The following is a 24,348-nucleotide window of genomic DNA, read 5'->3' as shown; positions in this document are numbered from 1 at the left end:
GTGCAACTCCTTCTGGCAGACGACGTACGCGGGACACCGCGCCCGTGGTTCACACGAACAGCTCCACGTCGATGTCTCGGCGCACCCGGGGAAGTTCGCCGCTGTCCTGCGCGCCCCGCTGCCCGGCACGGGTCATGGCGAGGTTGCCGGCGGCGATCGCCCTGGCCGGGTGCCGGTTCAGGCCGAGGTGGTCGTAGCCGCGCTGGGCGCTCTCCTCCAGTTCCACCGCCTCCTCCTCGGCTCCACACGCCACCAGCGTGCCCGCCAGGGCGATGGCGGACGCCAGCGTCCAGGGGTGACGGGCGCCGAGGACCGTCTCGAGGCCGCGTCTCGCGGTCCGGCCGGCCTCGCGGGCCTCCTCCGGCCGGCCCGCGCCGCGCAGATGGACGCCGAGGCGCATACGGCACAGGTGGGTCGACGGATGCTCGGGGCCGTAGCGGCCCGCCAGCGTGTGCAGACAGCGCTCGGCGTACTCCACCGCCGGTCCGGACTCGCCCAGCAGATGGTGGTCGATGGCGAGACTGAACCGGCACCGTTGAGTGATCATGTGCTGCTCTCCCAGCACACTGACGGCCATGTCCAGGGCCCGCGTGTCGCGTTCCCAGGCCCGGTCGGGATCGCCCAGACGGCGCTCGCTCACGGCGAGCCCGTTCTCCGCCACGATCGTGATCGGCACCCGGTTGACCGCGGGCCGCGCCGTGCTCCGCGGTGTCCAGCCGTGCTTGAGCAACTGGTACGACTCCGCGTCCTGGCCGAGCAGCCGGTGCATCTCCGCCAGCCCGGGGACCATGTCCCTCACGGCGGGGTCGTCGTCGCCGCCGATGGCCCGGCGCTGTTCGTAGACCTGGCGATACAGCCGCATGCCCTCGGTGTAGTCGCCTGCGGCGGCGTAGCACCAGGCCAGGTTGCGGTGGACCCGCTCGGTGCCGGCGTGCCGCGGGCCGAGCAGCCTCACCATGCCGCGGGCGACGTGCAGGGCCTCGTCGAGCGCGTCGGCGACATGGCCCGCCGAGCCCAGGTTCGCCGCGTAGCTGTCGGCCATCAGCAGGGAACGCGGATGGGTGAGGCCCAGGTTGCCCCGGTACTCCCGCAGCACGCCGAGGGCGAGCTCACCGGATTCCGCGTACGCCCCGCGCAGGTGCTGCGCGTCGGACAGCAGGGCGCGCAGTCGCCGGTGCTCCGGGGAGTCGTGTTCGGTCCAGCTCCGCAGGGCGAGCCGGCCCACGCGCAGACACTCCTTGAGCGCTTCCTCCTCCTGCGTGCGGACGAGGTCGGCCAGGTGGCGCAACAGCGCCTGCTGCACCGAGGGGCGGGTGTCCTCCCACAGCCGCAGCGCCTCGATCTGTCTGCCGCGGCGGGCGACGGTCTCGGAGCCGGGAGGGGCGGGGCCGTCGACCATGCCGAGCAGGTCGGCGCCGAGCGCCGCGCGCAACTGGGTCTCGATGCGCGGCTCCTCGCCCAGTCCCGCCACGATGAGATCCCGCAGCACCCGGTGCTGGCGCACGGGCTGCCCGGGGCGGGCGAAGTCGAAGTCGACCAGACCGTGCTGGTGCAGGACCCACAGCGCGGCGTCGACGAGGAGGACGTCCGCCGGGCGGACCGGTCTGCCGTCCACGGTGTGGTCCGGTCCCGCCTGGGCCAGCGCCGCTCTCATGGGCCGGGAGCGCAGCATCCGCAGGTCGACCCCCGCGCCGGTGATCAGCGCACAGGCGTCGATCAGCCAGTTCAGCGCGGCGACACCGGCCGGTTCGTGGGACCACGCCTCGGCCGCCGCGCTGGAGCGGACGGAGGAGCGGGCCATGCGCAGCAGGATCTGTGTCCCGGCCAGCGCGCCCGGGCCGTAGGACTGCTGCTGGTCGGTGAAGGCGTCGAGGAACGCCTCGACGGCGGCTTGCCGGGCCTGGGTCCCGCTCAGGTTGTCCCTCTCCCCGACCCGGGTGGCCTCGGCCCCGATCCAGCAGGCGGCCAGGTGCAGGGCGAGCGGCAGTGGACCGACCCGGTGGACGACGTCCCGTGCGTGGGACGGCTTGAGCCCGGGCAGCAACGTCAGGAGCAACGCCTCGCTCTCCCCCCGGGAGAAGGGCGGGATCTGAACGGCGCCGGACGGTGCGGGGCCCGGCCCGCTGCGTGTGGCGAACAGGATGTGGCAGTCGGCGGACGGTGTCGGCAGCAGGTCCGACACCTCGTCCAGGGTCGCCGTGTCGTCGAGCTCGTCGCAGACCAGAAGCCAGCGCTTGCCGGTCTCGTCGGCCCGGGCGCGCAACGCCCGGATGTGGCCGCTGAGTTCCTGGGCGGTGGGTTCGCCGAGGGCGTCCCCGAGCGCGGCGAGCGAGGCCCGGACGCTCTCGGGGGCGTCGGCCCGCAGCCACCAGACGACGTCGTAGGAGCCGCCGAAGCGGTGGCAGAACTCGAGCAGCGCTTCGGACTTGCCGACGCCGGGCGCGCCGTGGAGCCGGCAGGGGCGGCCCTGGCCTGCGAGGCCGTTCAACGCGGTGCGGATGTCGTCCAGCAGGGCTTCCCGGCCCACGAACGTGACGCTGCGGGCGGCGATGTTGGTGGAGTTGGGGACGCTGGGGAAGCGATGGGGGGAGCACGGCAGACGGCGCGGCACGGGGAGCGACAGCCCGCGCAGCAGCAGTTCTGCGGCCCGCTGCTCGTCGTGGCGGCGCAGGTCGATCTGCTGATGGTGGGCGAACCCGGGCGGCAACGTCTCGCCGTCGATCAGCACCATCCGGATCCCCGGATCGGACAGGGCCCGCAGTGCCCGCTGTTCGTCCGGGCGCACCGTGGTCGGCTGGAGCAGCAGCACGGCGGCGTCGTCGGCCGGGCGCTCGGGACGCCGGCCGCCGTAGGCCCGCCGTACGACGTTCAGGCCGAGCGCCCGCAGCTGGGCCTCGATCCAGTCGGCCCAGACCGTGTGGCGCGAGGTGTGGACGAGGGTCACATGCGTGGGTGCGACCGGGTGCGGCCGGTCCAGGGCGGCGACGAGGCGTTCGAGAGCCGGCAGGACCCGTTCGTCGAAGCCGTTGCCGCCGTCCAGCTCCGTGCCGAGCCGGGTGCTGCGGGCGGACATCGCGTGGTAGGGGATCTCCAGGTAGCGCACCGGGCGGCCGTAGAGCCGTGCGAAGCTCGGCCCGACGCGGTCGCGGGCGATGCGCAGTTGGTCCTCGTGCGACCAGTCGGTCTGCAGGGCCAGCGCGATGACGTCGAGCCGGCGTTCGGTGTGCCGGAGGATGCCCCAGGCGAGCGCGGCGGCGTCCTCGATGAACGAGGAGTCGGCGGTGAAACAGACCACGAGCAGATCCGGCAACCGCGCCAGCTGTGCGGTCTGTTCCTCGGTCCGGGGCAGCGGCGCGTCGATCAGCACGTCGTCGTAGCCCTGGAAGGCGGGATGATCCGGCCCCGCCCCGGACACCACGGCCAGCGGGTCCGGGCCCTTCAGGGTCGCCAGTCCGATCGGGCGGGCCGCACCGGAGGGGAACCACTCCTCCACGGAGGGGCCGCCCTCCTCGCCCGGCAGCAGCGCGGTGGCCGGGGCGACCGAGCGGACGTAGTGCCGGGTGCGCACATCGGCGTTGCGGCCGTCGAGCACGAGCACCCTGCGGCCCGAACGGGCCAGCAGGACGGCCGTGTTGAGCAGGGTCGTCGTCTGGCCGATGTCCTCCGCCGTGGAACAGAACGCGGTCACACGGGGGCGGGAGACCCGGCCGTCCGCCTCAGACATCTCGGCTCCGCTTCGCTTCGTCGGTGGTGATCGGACGCGGGGGACGGGCGGTGCGCGGGGTCGGGCGGTCACTCCTTCTGCGCTTCACCGCCGCCGGGGTCCTTCTCGTGATTCGTGGTGAACATGGCTTCGGGGTGTGACGCTTCCCGTCGCACACGCCGCAAGGCACTCACTATCACGGATTCGGGCAGTGACCGGATTGCGTCGAAGGGTAAATTCGAAAGATCAACCAGGGGAGAATCCAGCACCTCCCGCGTTTCGGTCTGATCATCCATACGGAGCCCCGCCGTCCCGATTGAGTCGAGAATCCGCCACGAGTGGAGGACTGCCGGACAGTTGTGGTTTGGCCTCTCAACTCGGCTGCCAAACTGATGACTTGCTGTCAGACTCAAATGAGTCTACCGACAAGTGCGGCGCTTCGGGCGGTCCTCGGATCGTCTCGTACGCCGCGGGAAACTTCTGGTCCGGAGCGCAAATTCGTTCGTACACGGGAGCTCCATGGGTACCGAAACGGGTGAGCCGGAAGTGGCGCACGACGCTCCCGCGAAAGGTGACGTGCCCCTTTCCCCCGGACCTGCAATGGACCTCGCGCGGCTCCGGGAGCGGAACCGAGTCCGGAACACGCGACGGTGACACCGTCCGCCTACCGCCTGGACGGCCGGCTGCTCGCCGCACTCGCCCGGGGCGGCGGGGGCGCCGAAACCGTCCGGATGCTCCGGGAGAGCGAGTACAGCCGCCGGCTGCTGCTGCTCCGGGCCATGCTGGACCGGGCCGGGGAGCACGGCGGGGACACCTGGCGCGGCATGAACCGGCTGTTCGGCGTGCTCACCGACGCCTGGCGTACGGCGCCGGACGTGACCCGGCGCATCCTGGGCCACCCTTCGGTGGGGCCGCGGCTGGTGACGACGTGGCGGACGCTGGACGGGAGCGGGCCGGCCGCCGTAGACCCCCTGCCGCTGGCCTCGGTGGCTGCCGCGGCCGCCACCGCCACCGGCCTGGACGTCTCCATCGGGCTGGCCGCCGTCCCCCCGGGCGTCGTGCTGCCCGGGGTGGGGGCGGTCCGCCTCCCGGAAGCGGCCCCCGGTGCCGCTCTGCTGCTGCGCGGCGGGCGCACGGGCGGTGTCCTCGAAACCGGGACGGGCCTGCGGGTGGACCTGCCACCGGCTTCGGCGCTGGGTGCCGAGCGGACCGGCTGGTGGCCGCTGCGGGGCGCCACGTGGGGGCCGGAGGCGTCGTTCCTGGTCGACGACGTCGACCAGGTCGTGGTGTCGGACGCGGAGCGGCCGTACCGGCTGCCCGAGGACGAACTGCGCGTCTGGCGGTCCACGGCCGCCGGCGCGATGAGGCTGCTGCGGGCCCGGCACACCGACTACGCCGCGGAACTGGACGCGGGCCTGCGCACACTGACCCCGCTGCCCCTCGCCGAGGGTTCGGCGGCGCGGCGCAGCGGGAGCACGGCCGAGATGTTCGGCGGAGTGACGCTGTCCCGGCCCCTGCACGCCCGCGATCTGGCCGAGACGCTGGTCCACGAGATGCAGCACAGCAAACTGGCGGCCGTGATGCACCTCGTCGACCTGCTCGCCGAGCCGGGTGCGGCGGAGCCGCGAGCGCGGTACTACGCGCCCTGGCGGGACGACCCGAGGCCCCTGTACGGGCTGCTCCACGGCACGTACGCCTTTCTGTCCGTGGCCCGCTTCTGGTCGCGGGAGGCTGCCTTCGTGTCCGACCCGGCGGAGCGGCACCGGGCGCAGGTGCGGTGTGCCCGGTGGCGTGAGGCGGCGTCGGAGACGAAGGAGGCGATGCTGGCCGACCGGAGCGGACTGACCGGTACCGGCCGCCGGTTCGTCGCCACCATGGGCAAGGCCCTGGCGGAGCTGCGCACCGTACCGCTGCCGGAGTCCGCCGTACGGGAAGCACGGCGGCAGGCGGACCTCCACCGCGCGCGCTGGTCGGAGCGGAACCGGGCCGGGCGCACGGAGAACTAGTGCCGCGAAGGCAACCGGCGTTGCGGTCCGTCTCCTCCCTGGCCGGCCGGTGTTGGGCGGGACCGCGCGCGGGGTACAAGACTCTGCGCATCAGGTCGTCGGCCGGGCCATGGGGGTGGTGGGGATGGGAACCGTGGTGCTCGTGCACGGCATCGGGAACCTCGTGCGGGGCGCGTCCCCGGAGCAGGCCGCGGAACTCAAGGCCGCCGCGGCGGCGGACCGGCTGCGCAAGGGGCTGAGCGCGGCGGGACTCTCCCACGTGCCGTTGCCCGGTCTGGTCATGGCGTACTACGCGCACCAACTCACCGACGACTACCGTCCCGAGCGGCAGTCCGCGGGCAGGGGCGTCCTGGAGGATTTGACGTCCGCCCAGGAGGGCGAGGCGTGGGAGTGGCTGGAGACGGCCGGAGTCGCGCGGCCCCGGGAAGGCCAGGCAGGCATGCTCTCGCCGCTGCGGTGGGCCGTGGACCGGCTCGTGGAACAGCGGGCCGGCGACGCGCAGCCGGCCGCCCGGAAGCGGCTGGCGGAACTGCTGTCGCGCCTGGTGGTGGCCACGCTCCAGGACACCGACGCCTACACCTCACGCCCCGCCCGGCGGGAGGCCGTTCGGGCGACGGTGGCCCAAGCCGTCCGCGAGCACGGCGCACGGGTCGTCGTGGCCCACTCCCTGGGCAGTGTGGTCGCGTACGAGACCCTGCACGCCCATCCGGATGTGGACATCGACCTGTTGCTCACCCTCGGCTCGCCGCTCGGCCTCCCGGCGATCATGCGCAAGCTGGAGCCCGAACCCGTCGACGGCCGCGGGGCGCGGCCCCCCGGCGTGCGGCACTGGGTGAACATCGCCGACGTGGGCGACCTGCTGGCGGTGCCGCGGGAACTGGGCGGAGCCTTCCCGGTCGACGTGCACGCCACCACGGACATCGGCCTCTTCGATCCCCACACCCTCGGCGGCTATCTCGCGGCCGGACTGACGGCGGCCGCGCTCGCACCCCACTGCGCGGACTGATCCCGTACAGCGGACCCGCGCCCGAGAACTCATGCCGTACGGAGGGGAGCACGGCGGTGACGGTGCACGCACTCGTGGTGGGGGCGGGGGACTTCCCCACGCGTGTCCCGACCGAGGAGGAAGAGGCCGCGGGGGTGCTTCCGCTCGAACCCCTGCCCAGCGTGGCCGGGGCCGTGCGCGACGTCGCCCACGCTCTCCTTCGGGCCGGGATCGACGTGACCGAGCCCGTGCTCGACCCGACGCCCGCCGAGTTCCGCGTCGCGTGGGAGACAGCGCGGGAGCGGGCGGGCCAGGACCCCCTCGTGGTCCACTTCAGCGGCCACGCGCAGACTGTCGGGCCCGTGCTCTACCTGGCGATGAGGAACACCACCGCGCTCCCCAACGGCATCCGCAGGACCAGCGTGGACACCGACCAGCTGCTCCGGGACGTCGAACACGAGGACGGTGGGCCGGTGTTGTTCCTGCTCGACGTGTGCGGCGGCGGCACGGCCCTCACGGCCCAGCTCACCCAGCGCCTGCTCGGTGTGAAGAGCCGCGACGCCTGGGTGATCGCGGCCTGCGGCGCCGGGGAGATCACCTACGGAGCGCGCTTCAGCAAGGCGGCCGCGACGGTGATCGACCGCATCGCCCGCGGCACCCTGGACGTCCCCCCGGACCTGGAACACGTACCCGTGGCCCTGCTGGCGGAGGAGATCGACAAGGAACTGCAACGCGTCGACACCGCCGCGGACATGCCGAAACAAGACGTGGTCTGCACCAGGCACGACGAGGCGGCCCTGCCTCCGGCGCCGTTCCTGCGCAACCCCCGCCACTCCGGTGACGCCGAGGAGCAGTTCCGGGCCGAAGCGGTCGCCTCCCTGCGCCGGTACGCCGAGCGGCTGGATCCCCGGCTGGACCTGCACCACTTCGCCGCCCGGGCGGCCGGCACCCCGGACGCGGAGGCGTTCTTCTTCAGCGGGCGCCGCGGCCAGCTCGAACGCATCGAGGAGTGGCTCGGCGCCCCCCGGCCCCCGCGACAGCGCCTGCTGGCCGTCACCGGCAGACCCGGGGCGGGGAAGTCGGCGCTCCTCGGGGTGACGGTGTGCACCGTCCATCCCCGGCTGCGACCCCTGCGCGACCGCCTCGGCCTGCGCGACTTCCGGCCGCCGCCCGACCCGCGGCTGCTGGCCGTGCACGCCCACCACCTGTCCACCCAGGACGTCGTGGACTCGCTGCACCGGCAGGCACAGGCACTGCGCCTGCCCCGGCAGCAGAGCGGACGCGCACAGCCCCGAGCCGGGGCGCCGCACGCGGCCTTCGGGGAACTGGCCGCCGCGCTGGGCGCGGTGGGCGACGTCACCGTCGTCCTCGACGCGCTCGACGAGGCCGACGACCCCGACGGGCTGCTGCGGCAGGTGCTGCTGCCGCTGACGGGCATGGGCGGTGATCCGGTGCCGGGCTGCCGGGTTCTGCTCGGCACCCGGCTGTGGCCGGACAGCCTGCCCGACCTGCACGCGGCCCTCGCCGGCCACCCGGAACGACACCTCGACCTCGACGCTGAGCAGCCCGCGTCGCTGGCAGAGCACCTCGGCACCTATCTGGGCCGGCTGCTGGACACCGACTACTCCACCGACGTGACCGAGATGATCGCCTGTCGCCTGTCGGGCTCCGCCGAGCACGGGGCGTTCCTGACCGCGGCGGTGTACGGCGCGCACCTGCGCAGACTCGCCCGGGCGGGCACGATCCTCACCGGCGCCGAGATCGCCCGGGAACTTCCGTGCGACCTGCCGGGCATGCTCGACCTGGACCTGCGCACCCTCACGGCCGAACTGCCCTGGACCGACGCGGTGCTGGCGGTACTCGCCCGGGCGGCCGGGCAGGGCATGCCGTCCGGCCTCCTGCACGAGGTGGCGCTCGCGCTGCGGCCCGAGGTGCGTGACGGGGCGCTGCCGCCACGGCCGCGGGACACCGTGGAGGTCCTCACCGGGGCCCGGTTCTATCTCCGTACCACCCACGATCCCGGTGCCGACCCGGCCGTGGACGACGGCAAGCTCTACAGCTTCTTCCACCGGGCGCCCGCCGAGCACCTGGCCGGGCGCACGGACAGCCGCGCCGTGCTGGACGCCCTGCTGTCGGCCGTGCCGGCCGAGCGCGGGGTCCGTGACTGGTCCCGGGCGGACCGCTATCTGCGCAGGCACGCCGCCGACCACGCGGCCGACGTCGGCCCGGACCGGCTGGACGCGCTGCTCGAGGACGTGTCGTACCTGCTGCACGCGGACCCCGAGCGGCTCGTACGGCACCTGCACCGGGCCCGCGGCCGCCGGGCCCGGACGCACGCCGACGTCTACCGGCAGAGCACGGCCCACCATCCGCTGCGGCACATCACGGCCGTACGACGGGACCTGCTCAGCCTCGACGCGGCCGTGTGGCGGGACACCGCCCTGTCCGAAGCGCTGGCCTCCGGGCCGGGCCCGCCCCCGGTGTCCACCCGGCCGGTCTGGGCCGTGAGCCGGACCGCCACCACGGCACGGCTGCAGACCCTCGGCCCGCACGCCGGACCGGTCTTCGAGGTGCTCTTCGCCCGGACGCCGGGCGACGACGGAGCGGAAGGGACGCGAAGCCACGGGGAGCGGGTGGTCCTCAGCACCGGGGACACCCACCGCACACGGCTGTCGGACCCGCTCGGCGGTACGGTCCTGCGCACCCTCGGCGGCCTGTCGGGCCCGGCCCGGACGGTCGCGCCGGCCCGGCTCGCCGACGGCCGCCGCGTTCTCCTCTCCGGAGGTGAGGACGGCCGGCTGTACGTCCACGACCCGCGCACCGGCGACCTGGTCCGCCGGCAGGCGGCCGGTGTCGGGCCGGTCCGGATGCTCGTCACGGTCTCCCTCCCCGAGGGGGGCACCCGGGCGGTGGCCGCCGGGCAAGGCCACCGGGCGGTCCTGTGGAACCCCGACGGCGGCACGCCGACGCGGCTGGCCAGCTCGATGGTGCTGCTCTCCGGGCTGGCCGCCGCACTCCTGCCGGACGGCACCCCGGTCGCCGTCGCCGTGGGGGAGGACCGGGACGCCCGCGTCTGGGACGTGCGGACGGGACAGTTGCTCCGCACCCTCGGCCCGCACGTCGACTTCGTCCGGGCGGTGGCCACGGCGACGCTGGGCGACGGCACCGTCGTGGCGGTCACCGGCTGCTACGACGGCCGGGTGCAGGTGTGGAACGCGGCCGACGGGCGCAGGCTGCACTCGCTGACGGGGCACGAGGACCGGGTGACCCGGGTGGCCGCGGGGACGGCCGGAGACCGGCGCGTCGCCGTGAGCGGCGACCGCGCGGGGCGCGTCCTGGTGTGGGACCTGGCCGAGGGCCGACGGCTGCACGAGCTGGTCTCCGCGGGCCACGGGGTGATCACCTGCCTCGCGCTGGGCGGGGACGGCGAGCGCGGGCGAATCGTCACGGGCTGCGCCGACGGACGCGTCGCCGTGTGGGAGCTCGGCACCGGCCGGCCCACCCATGTCTTCGCCGCGCACCCCGGTGGCGTGCACAGCGTCGACGTCGCGCCGATCGACGACCGTCTCGTGGCGGTGAGCGGCGGCGCCGACGGGCACGCCGTGGTCTGGGACGTCACGGACGCCCGTCCGGACGCCCCGGAGACCGGCCGCGAGGAGGTCATGGAGGCGGTGGCCGTCGCCGTGCCGGGGGAGGGGCGGGCGCTGTGCGTCGCCGGAGGCGGCGAGCGGGGCGCGGAGGTGCGGGACCTGGCGACGGGCGACCAACGGCACGTGCTGGAGGACTCGGGGCGACGGTTGCTGGTGCGGGCGCTGGCGACGGCCGAACTGCCGGACGTGGGCCCGGTCGTCGTGGCGGGCGGCCGGGACGGCTCACTGCGGATGTGGGAACTGACCCGCGGCGGCCTGGTCCGCGGGTTCCCCCACTGCACGGGGCGCGTCAGGACGGTGGCGGTGGGCCGCGCCGCGGACGGCCGCCAAGTCCTGCTCGCCGGTGGGGACATGGCCGTCGTGACGGTGTGGGACCTGGCGACGGGGGCACGGCTGCGGACCTTCACCGGGCACCGCGGCTGGGTGCTGGCGGTGGCCCTGACCGACGGCGGTCCTGCCCCCGGTGTCGCGATCAGCGGCGACCGCCGGGGCAACCTGCTGGTGTGGGACGTGTCGACGGGGCGTGAGATGGCGGCACCGGCCCGCCGCGGCGGACGGATCGAGTCGGTGGCCACCGCGGTGCTGCCCGGGGAACGGGCGGTGGCCCTGTCCGGTGGGGACGGGGGAGAGGTCCGTGTGTGGGACCTCGACCGTCCCGAGGCCGCCGAACCTCTTACCGGTCTGCGGCGCCGGGTGACCGCACTGGCCACGGCCCGGCTGCCGGGCGGCCGGGTCCTCGCCGTGGGCGGCGGCGAGGACCGGCGGGTCGTGATCTGGGACCTCGTGACCCGGCAGGAGCTCGCCGGCCCCTTTCACCTCCCCGCCGCCGTCTCCTCGATCGCCGCCTGCGCCACGGGATTCGTCGTCGCGCACGAAGCGGGGACGGCGCGCTTCACCTGGTGCGCGGAACTCCTCGCGCCGTTGCCCGGCTGACGAGGCCGTCCCGAAGGATCAGGGGCGTCGAAAGGATCAAGGGCGGCGGGTGGCAAGCTTCGGCCAACAGGGGTACAGCCTGGACTACTTCCAGCCCCGCCCCGCGAACGGCCTGGGCGAGAACACCGTCAACACGCAGTACAAGCTGATCCTCTCCGGCGCCACCAACCTCTCCGCCGACAACCGGAAGCTGGTCGAGTCGGTGCGGGCGGCCAAGGCCGAGGTGGTGCGGGAGAACTCCACCGCCGCCTACCGGGTGAACCCCGCCGACGCCGTCACCTCCTCCGGCTCCGGCCTCGACCCCGACATCTCCCCGCGCTACGCCGCCCTCCAGGTCCACCGGGTCGCCGCACGCAACCACCTCTCCGTCGCCGAGGTCCGGCGGCTCGTCGACCGCCACACCGAGGGCCGCACCCTGGGCTTCATGGGAGACCTCCGCGTGAACGTCCTCGCGCTCGACATCGCGCTCCGGGAGCTCGTGGCGAAGCACTGAGCAGCAGCTCAGCGCAGCACGGCCGTGAGCAGGTCGGTGCCCAGGGCCGACAGCGCGGGCAGGTCGAGGGTGTTGCGGACGTACCGGCCGTGCCGCCGGGTCGTGAGCAGGCCCGCGCGGCGCAGCACGGCGAGATGGCGGGAGACCTCCGGAGGCGTGAGCTCCCAGGCGTGGGCCAGCTCGCCGGTGGTGTGGGGACCGCGGGCCAGGGTGCGCAGCAGCCGCAGCCGTACCGGATGGGCGAGCGCCTCCAGCCGCAGCGTCACCGTCTCCAGCGCCACCGGCTCCGGCGGACCCGGCTCGGCCACGGGGTACTGCACCACCGGCCGCCAGCCGGGCGCGTGGACCGCCACCAGGTGGGGACGGCCGAAGACACTGGGGATGAAGGTGACCCCGGTGCCGTCGGCGGTGGTCGCCTTGTCCTGCAGCTTGTCCACGACGATGACGTCGCCGTCCGGCGCCAGAGTGACCGCCCCGGACACCGAGGCGAGGGCCGCCCCGATCCCCTGACGCCTCAACAGGTCGTTCTTCAGACGCAGATCGGTGGCGATCTGCACCACGACACCCGCCCACGCGGCGTCGAAGAAGGCCTCGGCGCACTGTTCGAGGGTGTCGCGCACACGCGCCCGCACGGCCGCCGGGTCGGCGAGCAGCCGTTCCGCGAAGGCCTCCTGCCGCGGGCCGCGGGCCTGCGCCAGGTCCAGGGCCCGCTCCCGCGCGGCCGCGTCCGTGAGCGGCGACGGCGCGGTACGGGGGATCCGGCCGCTGCCGCAGGTCGTGACGAGGGCGGCCGTCACATACCGGTCGTCGTCGATCCGGTCCACGTCGTCCAGTTCCTCGGCGAGGGTGGGCCGGGGCCGGGCGGGGATCAGGAAGTCGGCCTGCGAGGACCGCCAGAGGAACTCCGCCTCCCTGAGCCGCTCGGCCCGCTCCGGCCGCAGCCCGGCCCAGACGTCCGCGGCCCAGCCGGCGTGCTGCGGATGGTGACCGGGCTCGGCCAGCACGTGCAGCATCGCGGTCAGCTCGGCCAGCGGCGAGGCCGCGAACCGCAGCCCCCCGGACGGCAGACCGCCGATGTCGATCCTCAGCGTCATGTCCCCATCATCACGGGCGGCCCGCCGACGCCGGCGTCGCTTGACGGTGTCCGTCAAGCGACGTGTCCGGCCGGGCCGGCGCACGCACCGTGTGACGCCATGGCAACCACCACCAAGATCCGGCCCCGTGCCCTCGTCCGCGCCTCAGGAGGCCCCCGCTACGCCGTCGCTCTGGCCGTGGACGCCCTCGGCACCGGTCTGCTGCGGCCCTTCCTGCTGCTCTACGGCGTACTGGTGCTGCGGCTCTCCGCCCCGGTCACCGGCATCGCCATGACGGCCGGCATCGTCGCGGGCCTGGTGTGCATGCCCGCGGTGGGCCGCCGGCTGGACCGGGGCGCCCGCAGCACGGTCGTGGCCGCGTCGATGCTGGTGCGCGTGCTGGGTGTCGCGCTGCTCCTGGTCACTCCGGCGGGGCATGCCTGGCCGTTCGCGACGGCGGCGCTCTTCCTCGGCATCGGCAACCAGGCCTGGCCCGCCGCCCACGCGGCTCTCGTGGCCACGGTCTCCCACGGCAGGGAACGCGACGCCGCCCTCGCCGCGGGCCGCGCCCTGCGCAACGCCGGCCTGGGCGTGGGCGCGCTCATCGCCACCGTGTCCCTAGCCGGCGGCGCCACGGCATTGCGGGCACTCGCGGCCGTCACGGGCCTCGCGTATCTCGCCGCTGCGGCCCTGGCCTGGTCGGTCCGCCTCCGGGCGCACCCCGCCGCCACGCCGGAAGACGACGGGGACGGCGGGCCCGCGCCCCGGATGCGCACCCTGCTCGCCGCCAATGTCGTCTACGTCTTCTGTCTCAACGTCCCGGAGATCGCGCTCCCGCTGATCCTGGTGACGCAGCTGGAGGCGTCCCCGGTCTGGTCGGCGGCCGTCTTCGTGATCAACACGGTCCTGGTGGTGACGTTGCAGGTGCCGGTCACCGTCCTGATGTCCCGCTACTCCCGGCGGAGCGTGCTGGCGCTCGCCGGAGTGATACTCGGCGCGTCCTACGCCGGCTTCCTCGCGGCCGCCTCACTGGGGCCCGGCCGGGGCGCCCCGGCCGTCGCGGCGGTGTCCGTGGTCTGCACCCTCGGCGAGATCGTCTACGCCGGCAGCGCGACCGCGCTCGTCACCCACCTCGCCCCCGCCCACGCCCTGGGACGCACCCTCGCCCGTTTCGAGCTCTCCACGGGCTTCGGCCTCGCCATCTCCCCGACGGTCATCACCGCCCTCGCCCCGTACGGCCCGACGGCCCTGTGGGGCAGCCTCGCCACCGCGACGCTCCTGTCCGCCTCCGCCGTCGCCACCGCTCCGGCCGCCCGGGACACCCCTCGCGGATGAACGTTTCTCCTCCGCGTGCCGTCGGCCCCCGCCGGTCGCGCTGCCCGACCGTGGGCCATGCGGCGCAGAGCACATCACAAGGGAGGGTCGCCGGCAGTATGCGCGCTCCCCGGTGGGGTAGACGACGTCCGAAAGGCCACTCAGCCACACGAACAACAATGAAAGAGCCCCATATGGTCATCCCGCTTATGAAGCAGGCGGCAGATGAGCCGGGCACGGACGAGCAGGGCCCGCTGCGGTGCGGCGCGGTCTGGGACGAAGGCGCAGCCTGCGCCGTCGAGGCGCGCCGGGCGCTGCACGCCTTCCTGGCGCACGTACCGTGTACCGGCCGCACACCCGTGCCGGCCGCGCTGGCGATCGACGCCGAACTGGTCGTCAGCGAACTGGTCACCAACGCGATCCGGCACGCTCCTGGCCCCTGCGGGATGATTCTGCGGCTCTCCGGCGACGAACTGGCCATCACGGTGTGGGACACCTCCACCCGGCATCCGGTGGTCAGGGAGCGCGACGGGCGGCGCTTCGGCGGCCATGGCATGCACGTGGTGCACACGGTCAGCAGCGAGGTCACCGTCACGCCCCTCGGCCACGGCAAGCAGATCACCGCCTGCCTGCGTCCTGCCCCGGGCAACGGCGCCGACGCGATGATCCGAGCCACCTCGACGGTCTGAACACCCATGACAGGGCTCTCCCGGCGGTGGTCACCAGCCCGTGAGCAACAGATGGTTGAGGAGCAGTGCGAGCACCGCCTGGGCGGTGAGCCAGGCGCGGGGGCGGGTGAGGAGCGCGCAGGCCGGGAGCAGCCACAGGGCGAAGGGGAGCCAGATGCGTTCCGTCTCCGCCTTGCTCATGCCCGAGAGATCGGCGATCAGAAGGGCGAGGAGCGCGGCGAACACGAGGAACGCGAGACGGAGTGCCGCCCGGGGCGCGGGGCGGCGCCGGACCAGTGCGGCCCCGGCCCGCCGCAGCCCCGCCGCGGTCGCCAGTCCCGTGACGAGCACCGTGCAGGCCAGGTTGGCCCACACCCAGTACCCGTAGGGGCGGATGCCGCCCGCGCCCTGGGCGTAGCGCGTGACCAGCAGGTGATACGCCTCCCACCAGTCGAAGCCCGCGACCGTGAACACCACGGGGACCACTGACAGACCGGCGAGCAGCGGCAGCAGCAGAGCCGGGCGCTCCCGGACCCCGCGGCGGCCGAGCACCAGGACCGCCGCCGCGATCAGCGCGACGAGGGTCAGGCCGTACGACAGGTAGCAGGTCAGGCCGAACAGCAGCCCCGACGCGCCCGCCCACCCCAGGGAGCCCCGGGTGACGGCCAGAGCGAGCAGGGCGACCGCCCACGCCGCCACCGCCGCGAAGTACGCGTCCGCCGAGGTGCCCATCCACACGGCCGCCGGGGCCAGGACCAGGAACGGGGCCGCCCGGCGGGCCACCGCCTCGTCGGCCAGGGCGCGGATCGTGACCAGCACGGCCACGCAGGCGGTCGCCCCGACGGTGATGCACCACACGCCGGCCCAGCCCCCGCCCCGCAGCCCGATCCGGTCGAGCAGCACGAAGGTGAGCGTGGCGGCGGGCGGATGCCCGGCGATGTGGGCCGGCCAGTTGTCGGGAGAGTCGAGCAGGATGTGCTGGGTGAAGTCCCGCAGCGCTGCCGGGATGTCGTGGAAGCGGTCGATGACCTGGAGATACTCGTAGCGGGTGGTGAGCCTGCGCGCGATGCCCCGGTCCCAGCCGTCGATCAGGGCGAGGGAGAGGATCCAGGCCGTCGAGGTGCCCCAGGCCACCGGCAGCAGGGCCCGCCAGGGGAGGCGGGCCGCGAGGACGGGGCCGTACGCCACGACGGCGACCGCCACCAGCACGGCCGCCGGGGTGCCGGGGCCCACGTGTGGCCCCCAGGAGGCGAGCAGCGGCGGCCAGTCGACGAACAGCGTCCGGCTGGTGTCCTCGATGTGGCGGCCGGCCACCACGGCCACCGTCACGAGCACCGCGGCGGCCCCGGCGGCGTACAGGTCACGGCGCAGACGGCCGGGGGGCTCGGACTCGCGGGTCCGAGCGGGGGAGGGCAGGGTGCGGATCACACCGGCACGCTAGGCCGCGCGACCGGTCGCGGGCCGCCGACCGGGCCCGATGTCAGCGTTTCGTCATGGGTCGCGCACCCCTTCGCGGGGTCCTGGCGGCCTACCGTCGGCCCATGCGAGACGATCCACGCGATCCGCGGCTTCCCACGTCCCCCGGCTTCTGGCGCAGCCCTCTGCGCGGCCCCTGGTTCACCTCCGTGCTGGGCCTCGTCCTCCTGGCCGGCATCACGGTGCTGTTCGTGACGGGACTTCTCTCGTACGCCGCCTACAACCCGAACCTCTCGCCGGTCAACGACAAGACACCGGACAAGGGGATCCTCGGCTTCTACCTCTTCGCCTGGCCGACGAACCCGCACTGGCTGTACCGGCTGAACCAGGGCGTCCACGTCACCCTCGGCATCACGCTGATCCCCGTTCTGCTCGCCAAGCTGTGGTCCGTCGTGCCGAGGCTGTTCGCCCTGCCGCCGGCCCGCTCGCTCGCGCACGCCCTGGAGCGGGTCTCCCTGCTGCTGCTGGTCGGCGGCGCGCTGTTCGAGTTCGTCACCGGCGTCCTCAACGTCCAGCTCGACTACGTCTTCCCCGGCTCGTTCTACCCCCTGCACTTCTACGGCGCCTGGGTGTTCTTCGCGGCCTTCGTGGCCCACGCGCTGCTGAAGACGCCCACGGCTCTGCGCAATCTGCGGCGGCTGCGGGAGGAGAAGGACGACCTGGTCTCCCCGCGCCCCGCCCGGCCGACCGTTTCCCGACGGGGCGCCCTGTGGTTCGTCGGGGGCGGCTCCCTGCTGCTGTTCGCCACGACCGTGGGGCAGAACCTCGGCGGCCCGCTGCGGCGTACCGCCCTCCTCGCCCCGCACGGCGGCGGGGAGCCGGGCAGCGGCCCGAACGGCTTCCAGATCAACAAGACCGCCGCGTACGCCGGGATCGACACGGCGGAAACGGCCGAGGACGCCTGGCGGCTCGTGGTGACGGGGCGCACGGGCACGGTCCGTCTCAGCCGCGCCCAGCTCGCCGAGCTGCCCCTGTACAGCTCGGCGCTGCCCATCGCCTGCGTGGAGGGCTGGTCCACGCCGGACCAGTGGTGGCGCGGGGTGCGGCTGCGCGACCTCGCGGCTCTCGTCGGGTACGAGGACGACCCGCCGGACGTGTTCGTCGAGTCCCTCCAGCGTCACGGCGCCTTCCGGAAGGCCGCCCTGCGCGCCAACCAGGTGGCCGACCCGCGTTCCCTGCTCGCCCTGTACGTCAACGGCGAGGAACTGTCCCCCGACCACGGCCACCCGGCGCGGATCATCGTGCCCGCGGCCCCCGGTGTGCTCAACACCAAGTGGGTGGCCCGGATGACGTTCGGAGACCTGTGATGCGTGGACGCTTCGTCATCGGAAGCCCCCTGCACCTCCTGCTGCTGGCCTGCTCGTTCGCCCTCGCGGTCTACGCGGGGGTGCGCCTGCTCGCCGGTGACTGGCTCGGCGTGGCGCTGTGGGTCGTGGGCGCCGCGGTGCTGCACGACCTGGTGCTGCTGCCGTTGTACGCGGTGGCGGACCGGGCGGTGGTACGGGGGCTCGGCCGGGTCCGCCGCCGGGAGTGGGCGATGTACGTGCGCGTACCGGCAGCGCTCTCCGGGCTGCTGCTCCTCGTGTGGTTCCCGCTGATCAGCGGCATGGTGGAGGAGCGCTACCGGTCCGCCACCGGCCTGCCGCCGGAGGGGTTCCTCACGCGCTGGCTGCTGATCACCGCGGCCCTCTTCGCGGGCTCGGCGCTGGTGCTGGCGCTGCGGCTGCGCAGCGCGGCGAAGCGCCGTCCGCCGGCCGTCCACTGACCGTCCCGCTCCCAGCGGCCCCGTGCGCGGCGGAGCAGCGCGCGGGTGCCGAGCCGGGCCCAGGGGAAGGGATCACCGGCGGTCGTGCGGGCGTCGGTGATGTGGACCCGCACCCGTTCGTCGACCTCCGCGGGGGCCGTCTCGGCGATCAGCAGACCGCCGGGCCGCAGGAGCCCGGCGACCCGCTCCAGCAGGGCGCTCGGGTCGCCGCCGATGCCGATGTTGCCGTCCATGAGCAGGACGGTGTCCCAGCGGCCCTCGCCGGGCAGGGGCTCGAACACCGACCGCCGCAGCGCCTGACCCCCGAGCCGGACGGTGTGCTCCACCGCGGCCTCGCTGACGTCGATCCCGAGGGCGGCCCGGCCCCGGGTGGCCAGTTCGGCCACGAGCCGTCCGGGCCCGCACCCCACGTCCAGCACGGCCCCCTCGCACCGGTCCAGCACGTCCCGGTCGACCGGGTCGGCCCGGGCGCACCAGCGCTCCACCTCCAGCGGCAGCAGCCAGCCGTCGGTGCGCCGCAGGAACAGGGGGCCGCGGCCGGCTCGCAGAGCGGCGTCGTAGGGGTCGGCGGCGGCCCAGGCCAGGGCGGGGGCGGGCGGGGCGCTCATCGGGGGCCGACCGGACGCGACACCGGCTCGGCGGCGGTTTCCGCGGCCACCGGACAGCGGGCCAGCCGGGCCGCGAAGCGCCCTCGCGGAGCCAGCGCGGCGACCGCGTGGGCGTCGGGGGCGGTGTCGACGTCCCGCAGCCTCGGCAGGTCGCGCACACGCAGTCCCGCGGCGACCAGCCGCTCCCGCTGCACGGCGCCCGTCATCGGCGTCGACATGGGCACACCCCGCAGCAGGGCGGGGTCCGGGCAGGCCAGGCCCAGGGCCCAGAAGCCGCCGTCCTCCGCCGGGCCGAACCAGGCGTCGCAGTCGGCGAAGTCGACGGTGAGCAGGTCCGGGGTCACCTGCGGGGTGTCCATGCCGATGAGCAGGGCCGGACCGGCACAGCCCGCGAAGGCCTTCGCCAGCCGCTCGTCCAGGCCGCCCGCGCACTGCGCCACGACGTCGAAGCCGGGCGGCAGCCAGGGGCCGGGGGCACCGTCGAGCACGAGGACGCGCCGGGTGGCGGGCGTGGCGGCCACCGCGTGCAGCGTGTCCGTCAGGGACGCTTCCGCGAGTCCGGCAGCCTCCTCGGGTGTGAACGGCGGCGTGAGCCGCGTCTTCACCCGGCCCGGCCGTGGCTCCTTGGCGATGACGAGGAGCGTGTTCAACGGACGGTTCCCCCTTCGGGTACGGGCGTTTCGGCCAGGACGCGGCTCATGTCCCGAACGGCCTGCCAGGTACCGCGCCACGTGCCCGTCACCTTTGAGGCGCCGGTGCGCGGCAGGTACGGCACGTCGTGCTCGGCGATCCGCCAGCCCGCGTCGGCCGCGCGGACGACCATCTGGAGCGGATAGCCGCTGCGCCGGTCGCTGAGACCGAGGGAGAGCAGCGGCTCCCGGCGGGCGGCGCGCAGGGGGCCGAGGTCGTGCAGGCGCAGCCCGGTGCGGCGGCGCAGCATCCGCGCGAGCGCGAGATTCCCGGCCCGGGCGTGCGGCGGCCATGCGCCCCGCCCCTGCGGACGCCGCCGCCCGAGCACGAGGTCGGCCGCGCCCTCGCGCACCTCGCGCACGAAGGGGACCAGGAGCCCCGGGTCGAGGGAGGCGTCGCAGTCGCAGAAGCACACCACCTCGGCGGTGGCGGCCGTCAGGCCGGCGTGGCAGGCCGCGCCGAAGCCTCGGCGCGGCTCGTGCACCACGGTCGCGCCGCCTGCGCGGGCGACCTCGGCCGAACCATCCGTGGAACCGTTGTCGACGACGAGTGCGCGCCAGCCCGGCGGAATCCGTTCGAGCACCCAGGGAAGGGCGTCGGCCTCGTTCAGGCAGGGCAGCACCACGTCGACGTCCGAAGGTGTCGTCGTCACGGTTTCACCCTACGAACGCGAACCGGGCATACCGGACAGCCGCTCCTTACGAAACGCGGACGTCCGAGGCCGGAGTGGAGCCCGCGCCCCCGCCGGCGCTGGCGCGGTGCCAGGCTGGGGGCATGCACCGACAGCCGTACGAGCCCCCGGGGACCGCGGACGCGTCCCGCAGGATCCTGGTCGTCGACGACGATCCGACCGTCGCCGAGGTCGTCGCCGGATATCTGGACCGCGCCGGTTACGCCGTGGACCGCGCCGACGACGGCCCGACCGCCCTCGCCCGCGCCGCCGCCCGGCGGCCGGACCTGGTCGTGCTCGACCTGATGCTGCCCGGTATGGACGGCCTGGAGGTGTGCCGGCGGATCCGCGGCCGCGGCCCCGTGCCCGTCATCATGCTGACCGCCCGGGGTGACGAGGACGACCGCATCCTGGGCCTGGAGGTCGGCGCGGACGACTACGTCACCAAGCCCTTCAGCCCCCGCGAACTCGTGCTGCGTGTCGAGTCGGTGCTGCGCCGCAGCCGCCCCGCAGCCGCGGGGAACCGGCTGGGAGCGGCGGGTCTGACCGTCGAGCCGGCGGCCCGCCGGGCCACCAAGAACGGCACCGAACTCGCCCTCACCCTCCGCGAGTTCGACCTGCTCGCCTTCTTCCTGCGGCACCCGGGGCAGGCCTTCGGGCGCGAGGATCTGATGCGTGAGGTCTGGGGATGGGACTTCGGCGACCTGTCGACGGTCACGGTCCACGTCCGCCGCCTGCGCGGCAAGGTCGAGGACGATCCCGCCCGGCCCCGCCTGATCCAGACCGTGTGGGGCGTGGGCTACCGCTTCGAACCCGGTGAAGGGGACGACTGACCGTGCGAGACAACCTCCTCATCGCCCTGTACGCCTTCGCCGGTGCCGCCGCGACGGGTCTGACGGGAGCGGGCGTACTGCGTCTGATCCGCCGCCGTTCGCTGACCGTCTCGCTCGCGGTGGTGGCGGCGGTCGGCGTCGTCGCGATGCTCGCCGGCACGCTCGTCGTCGCCTGGGCGATGTTCCTGTCGCCGCACGACCTGACCGTCGTCACGACGGTCGTCGCCATGGCGGCCGTCGTCTCCCTGGCCACCGCGCTGCTGCTGGGCCGCTGGGTCGTGGCCCGCAGCCGTGAACTCGCCGTGGCCGCGCGCTCTTTCGGCGACGGCGGGAACTTCGCCGCGCCCGGCGGTCCCGCCACGGCCGAACTCGCGGCGGTGAGCCGCGAGCTGGCGGCCACCAGCGCCAGGCTCGCCGAGTCCCGGGAGCGGGAACGCGCCCTGGAGACCTCCCGTCGTGAACTCGTCGCCTGGATCTCCCATGACCTGCGCACCCCGCTGGCCGGTCTGCGCGCCATGTCGGAGGCCCTGGAGGACGGCGTCGCCGCCGACCCGAACCGCTACCTCCGGCAGATACGGACCGAGGTCGAACGCCTCAACGGCATGGTCGGCGACCTCTTCGAGCTCTCCCGTATCCACGCCGGGGCCCTGGCCCTGACGCCCACCCGGATCTCCCTGTACGACCTGGTCGGCGATGCCCTCGCCGGTGTCGACCCGCTCGCCCGCGAGCACGGGGTGCGGCTGGTGGGCGGCCTCATCGAACCGGTGCCGGTGGAGGTGGACGGCAAGGAGATGAGCCGGGTGCTGGGCAACCTGCTGGTCAACGCGATCCGCCGGACCCCGGCCGACGGCACGGTCGCGATCGAGGCCGAGCGCTCCCCCGAGGGCGTCGTACTGTCCGTGACGGACGGCTGCGGTGGCATCCCCGAGGAGGACCTGCCGCGCGTCTTCGACACCGGCTGGCGCGGCACGCACGCCCGGACGCCCCCGGCGGGCGCGGGCCTGGGCCTCGCCATCGTCCGCGGCATCGTGGAAGCCCACCAGGGCCGGACCGGCGTACGCAACATCCCCGGGGGCTGCCGCTTCGAGGTGGTACTTCCGGCGGCAGCGTCGTGAACCCGCACGAGGCCCACGCCGCACCCCCCTGCGGCGTGGCGGCGCCCACGGACGCTCCGGCTTCGCGGTGGTCCCCTGCGGCCTGCTGACGTTGGCCGGTGTGCCGGGCTCGCGCCGGGATCGCCGTTGTGGGCGGGTGCCGGACGTCCTTGGGTTGTGCGGTGGTCCCCTGCGGCGTGCGGGTGCCGGGCGTCTCTGGGTTTTGCCCTGGTCCCCTGCGGCGCGTTGACGTCCGCCGGTGTGTCGGTCTCGCGCCGGTGCCGCCGTTGTGGGCGGACGTCCGGGAGGCCTGCGGTTTCGCGGTGGGGCCCTGCCGCGTGCGGGTGCTTCCGGTTCGCGGCGGAACTCCTGCCGCGTTCCGGCGCCCACGGACGCTCCGGTTTCGCGGTGGCCGCCCGCGGTCCGGCCGGCTACGCCCCGCGCATCCCCGCTCGCGCGAACTCCGTCATGCCCTCCTCGAAGCCGGTCTCCGGCTTCCACCCCGACTCCGCCCGCAACCGCGACGAGTCCGCGGTGATGTGCCGGACGTCCCCGAGCCGGTACTCGCCCGTGACGACCGGCTCGGGCCCGCCGTACGCGGCGGCCAGTGCCCGCGCCATCTCGCCGACGGTGTGCGGGTCGCCGCTGCCGGTGTTGTACGCGGTGAGTGCGCCGGACGCGGCCGGGGCCTCCAGCGCCACGGCGTTCGCCGCCGCCACGTCCCGGACGTGCACGAAGTCCCTGCGCTGCCGCCCGTCCTCGAACACCCGCGGGGACTCGCCCCGGGCGAGCGCCGAGCGGAAGAAGGAGGCGACACCGGCATAGGGGGTGTCCCGGGGCATGCCTGGCCCGTACACGTTGTGGTAGCGCAGCGACACCGCCGACCCCCCGGTACAGCGGGCCCAGGAGGCGGCCAGATGCTCCTGGGCGAGCTTGGTCGTCGCGTACACGTTCCGCGGATCGGCCGGGGCGTCCTCGCGGACCAGCCCCGGGGAGAGGTCCTCCCCGCACACCGGGCACGGGGGCTCGAACCGGCCCGCGTCGAGCTCGGCCACGGCCCGCGGCCCGGGCCTCACCACCCCGTGCCGAGCGCAGGCGTACCGTCCCTCGCCGTACACGACCATCGACCCGGCGAGCACAAGGGTCCGCACACCCGCCTCCGCCATGGCCGCGAGCAGCACGGCCGTGCCCAGGTCGTTGTGCGAGACGTAGTCCGCCGCGTCGGCGACCCCGTTGCCCAGCCCGACCTTCGCGGCCTGGTGGCACACGGCGTCCACACCGGCGAGGGCCCGCCGCACCGCCGCGGCGTCCCGCACGTCGGCCGCGGGATCCTCCCGCACGTCGAACACGACCGCCTCGTGCCCCCGCTCCCGCAGGGTGGCGACCACGTGGGACCCGATGAACCCGGCACCGCCGGTGACCAGTACGCGCATACGGGCACGCTAGGCGCCCACGGCCGTCGCCTCACGGGAACGCGGCCGTACGTCATGACTCCGTAAGACGGGCACGGGTGTGCCGAACCGCAACAAACCGGGCCTGCCGCGAGACCCTGCCCTCATGGCAGCCCTCTCCGCACCCGACGCCGTCCACGGCTTCGACGACCTGACCGCCCTCTACGTCAACTGCACCCTCAAACCGTCCCCGCAGCGCAGCCACACCCAGGGCCTGATCGACAAGAGCCGCTCCATCATGGAGAGCGCCGGAGTGGCCACGGACCTGATCCGCGCCGTCGACCACGACATCGCACCCGGCGTCTACCCGGACATGACGGAGCACGGCTTCGCCACGGACGTGTGGCCGGAACTGTACGAGAGGGTCATGGCGGCGGACATCCTCGTCCTGGCCGGCCCCATCTGGCTGGGCGACAACAGCTCCGTCACCAAGCAGGTCATCGAGCGCCTCTACGCCTGCTCCTCGCTGCTCAACTCGCAGGGGCAGTACGCCTACTACGGTCGCGTCGGCGGTTGTCTCATCACCGGCAACGAGGACGGCGTCAAGCACTGCGCGATGAACGTCCTCTACAGCCTCCAGCACCTCGGCTACACGATCCCGCCCCAGGCGGACGCCGGCTGGATCGGCGCGGCAGGCCCCGGGCCGTCGTACCTGGACCCTGACTCCGGCGGCCCGGAGAACGACTTCACCAACCGCAACACCAGCTTCATGACCTGGAACCTGATGCACATCGCGGCCCTGCTGAAACGCGCCGGAGGAATTCCGGCCCACGGCAACCAGCGCGCGCAATGGGACGCAGGCTGCCGCCCCGGCGCGGACAACCCCGAGCACCGCTGAACGGCGGGGCGGACGCCAAGGTGCCAGTTCTTACGCGACGGTGACGCACAGTCGGAACCAGTGGTCGGCCCTCGTCCCAGCGGTCACGGTGGTCACAC

The 24,348-nt window shown here is 74.3% G+C and carries 17 protein-coding genes and 1 pseudogene; 10 read left to right on the top strand and 8 right to left on the bottom strand.

The window, feature by feature from the left end; translation table 11 throughout:
• Window positions 1-49 precede the first annotated feature (49 nt).
• Together fxsT and BJ965_RS07315 are read right to left on the bottom strand one after the other, a co-directional pair.
• A complete protein-coding gene (gene fxsT / locus BJ965_RS07320; protein ID WP_184907922.1) occupies window positions 50-3,724 on the bottom strand; it encodes an FxSxx-COOH system tetratricopeptide repeat protein in 3,675 nt (1,224 codons plus the stop codon).
• Between the two features lie 68 nt (window positions 3,725-3,792).
• Window positions 3,793-3,999 (bottom strand): hypothetical protein, encoded by a 207-nt coding sequence (locus BJ965_RS07315; protein ID WP_107051578.1) that lies wholly within the window; start codon window positions 3,997-3,999, stop codon window positions 3,793-3,795.
• 354 nt (window positions 4,000-4,353) lie between these two features.
• Here BJ965_RS07315 and BJ965_RS07310 point away from each other — a divergent pair, with 354 nt between their 5' ends.
• The 4 genes and pseudogenes from BJ965_RS07310 to BJ965_RS07295 form a co-directional block, all read left to right on the top strand.
• Window positions 4,354-5,709: an HEXXH motif domain-containing protein gene (locus BJ965_RS07310; protein ID WP_184907921.1), complete on the top strand. Its 1,356-nt coding sequence runs from the start codon at window positions 4,354-4,356 to the stop codon at window positions 5,707-5,709.
• 124 nt (window positions 5,710-5,833) lie between these two features.
• Entirely contained in the window at window positions 5,834-6,715 is an 882-nt protein-coding gene (locus BJ965_RS07305) for a hypothetical protein (RefSeq protein ID WP_246545855.1), read from the top strand.
• 56 nt (window positions 6,716-6,771) lie between these two features.
• Window positions 6,772-11,277, top strand: coding sequence for a caspase family protein (locus tag BJ965_RS40100; protein ID WP_184907919.1), 4,506 nt, complete (start codon window positions 6,772-6,774; stop codon window positions 11,275-11,277).
• Between the two features lie 55 nt (window positions 11,278-11,332).
• Window positions 11,333-11,770: pseudogene (locus BJ965_RS07295) on the top strand (potassium-transporting ATPase subunit C); the annotation flags it as partial.
• An 8-nt stretch (window positions 11,771-11,778) separates the two neighbouring features.
• On the opposite strand, the gene BJ965_RS07290 reads toward BJ965_RS07295, so the two are convergent.
• Entirely contained in the window at window positions 11,779-12,864 is a 1,086-nt protein-coding gene (locus tag BJ965_RS07290) for a helix-turn-helix domain-containing protein (protein WP_184907917.1), read from the bottom strand.
• A gap of 99 nt (window positions 12,865-12,963) precedes the next feature.
• Here BJ965_RS07290 and BJ965_RS07285 point away from each other — a divergent pair, with 99 nt between their 5' ends.
• Window positions 12,964-14,178, top strand: coding sequence for an MFS transporter (locus BJ965_RS07285; protein WP_184907916.1), 1,215 nt, complete (start codon window positions 12,964-12,966; stop codon window positions 14,176-14,178).
• Between the two features lie 173 nt (window positions 14,179-14,351).
• Window positions 14,352-14,846, top strand: a complete 495-nt coding sequence (locus tag BJ965_RS07280) for an ATP-binding protein (protein WP_184907915.1) — start codon at window positions 14,352-14,354, stop codon at window positions 14,844-14,846.
• Window positions 14,847-14,876: 30 nt separating this feature from the next.
• Here the strand turns inward: BJ965_RS07280 and BJ965_RS07275 are convergent, their stop codons facing one another.
• Complete coding sequence (locus BJ965_RS07275) at window positions 14,877-16,250, bottom strand: hypothetical protein (protein WP_313667728.1); 1,374 nt, start codon at window positions 16,248-16,250, stop codon at window positions 14,877-14,879.
• A gap of 116 nt (window positions 16,251-16,366) precedes the next feature.
• Here BJ965_RS07275 and BJ965_RS07270 point away from each other — a divergent pair, with 116 nt between their 5' ends.
• Window positions 16,367-17,608, top strand: coding sequence for a molybdopterin-dependent oxidoreductase (locus tag BJ965_RS07270; protein WP_184907914.1), 1,242 nt, complete (start codon window positions 16,367-16,369; stop codon window positions 17,606-17,608).
• 313 nt (window positions 17,609-17,921) lie between these two features.
• On the opposite strand, the gene BJ965_RS07265 is transcribed toward BJ965_RS07270, so the two are convergent.
• Genes BJ965_RS07265 through BJ965_RS07255 form a run of 3 tightly spaced genes read right to left on the bottom strand, consistent with a single transcriptional unit; the run spans window position 17,922 to window position 20,016 of the window.
• Complete coding sequence (locus BJ965_RS07265; RefSeq protein ID WP_184907913.1) at window positions 17,922-18,674, bottom strand: class I SAM-dependent methyltransferase; 753 nt, start codon at window positions 18,672-18,674, stop codon at window positions 17,922-17,924.
• Complete coding sequence (locus tag BJ965_RS07260) at window positions 18,671-19,324, bottom strand: TIGR04282 family arsenosugar biosynthesis glycosyltransferase (RefSeq protein WP_184907912.1); 654 nt, start codon at window positions 19,322-19,324, stop codon at window positions 18,671-18,673. The genes BJ965_RS07265 and BJ965_RS07260 overlap by 4 nt, the downstream gene beginning before the upstream one ends.
• Window positions 19,321-20,016, bottom strand: coding sequence for a glycosyltransferase family 2 protein (locus BJ965_RS07255; protein WP_184907911.1), 696 nt, complete (start codon window positions 20,014-20,016; stop codon window positions 19,321-19,323). Before BJ965_RS07255 ends, BJ965_RS07260 begins: the two co-directional genes overlap by 4 nt.
• 122 nt (window positions 20,017-20,138) lie before the next feature.
• Here BJ965_RS07255 and BJ965_RS07250 point away from each other — a divergent pair, with 122 nt between their 5' ends.
• Window positions 20,139-20,867 (top strand): response regulator transcription factor, encoded by a 729-nt coding sequence (locus tag BJ965_RS07250; RefSeq protein ID WP_184907910.1) that lies wholly within the window; start codon window positions 20,139-20,141, stop codon window positions 20,865-20,867.
• Window positions 20,868-20,869: 2 nt separating this feature from the next.
• Window positions 20,870-21,982, top strand: coding sequence for a sensor histidine kinase (locus BJ965_RS07245; RefSeq protein WP_184907909.1), 1,113 nt, complete (start codon window positions 20,870-20,872; stop codon window positions 21,980-21,982).
• 410 nt (window positions 21,983-22,392) lie between these two features.
• Here the strand turns inward: BJ965_RS07245 and BJ965_RS07240 are convergent, their stop codons facing one another.
• Window positions 22,393-23,394 carry an NAD-dependent epimerase/dehydratase family protein gene (locus BJ965_RS07240; RefSeq protein WP_184907908.1) on the bottom strand — a complete coding sequence of 334 codons (1,002 nt, stop codon included), beginning with the start codon at window positions 23,392-23,394 and terminating at the stop codon, window positions 22,393-22,395.
• A 124-nt stretch (window positions 23,395-23,518) separates the two neighbouring features.
• On the opposite strand from BJ965_RS07240, the gene BJ965_RS07235 reads away from it, so the two are divergent.
• On the top strand, window positions 23,519-24,250 hold the full coding sequence (locus tag BJ965_RS07235; protein WP_184907907.1) for a flavodoxin family protein: 732 nt from the start codon (window positions 23,519-23,521) through the stop codon (window positions 24,248-24,250).
• Window positions 24,251-24,348 lie beyond the last annotated feature (98 nt).

The sequence above is a fragment of the Streptomyces luteogriseus genome (assembly GCF_014205055.1).
In the GTDB taxonomy this organism is placed as follows: Bacteria; Actinomycetota; Actinomycetes; order Streptomycetales; family Streptomycetaceae; genus Streptomyces; species Streptomyces luteogriseus.
This window is presented reverse-complemented; position numbering and strand designations above follow the sequence as displayed.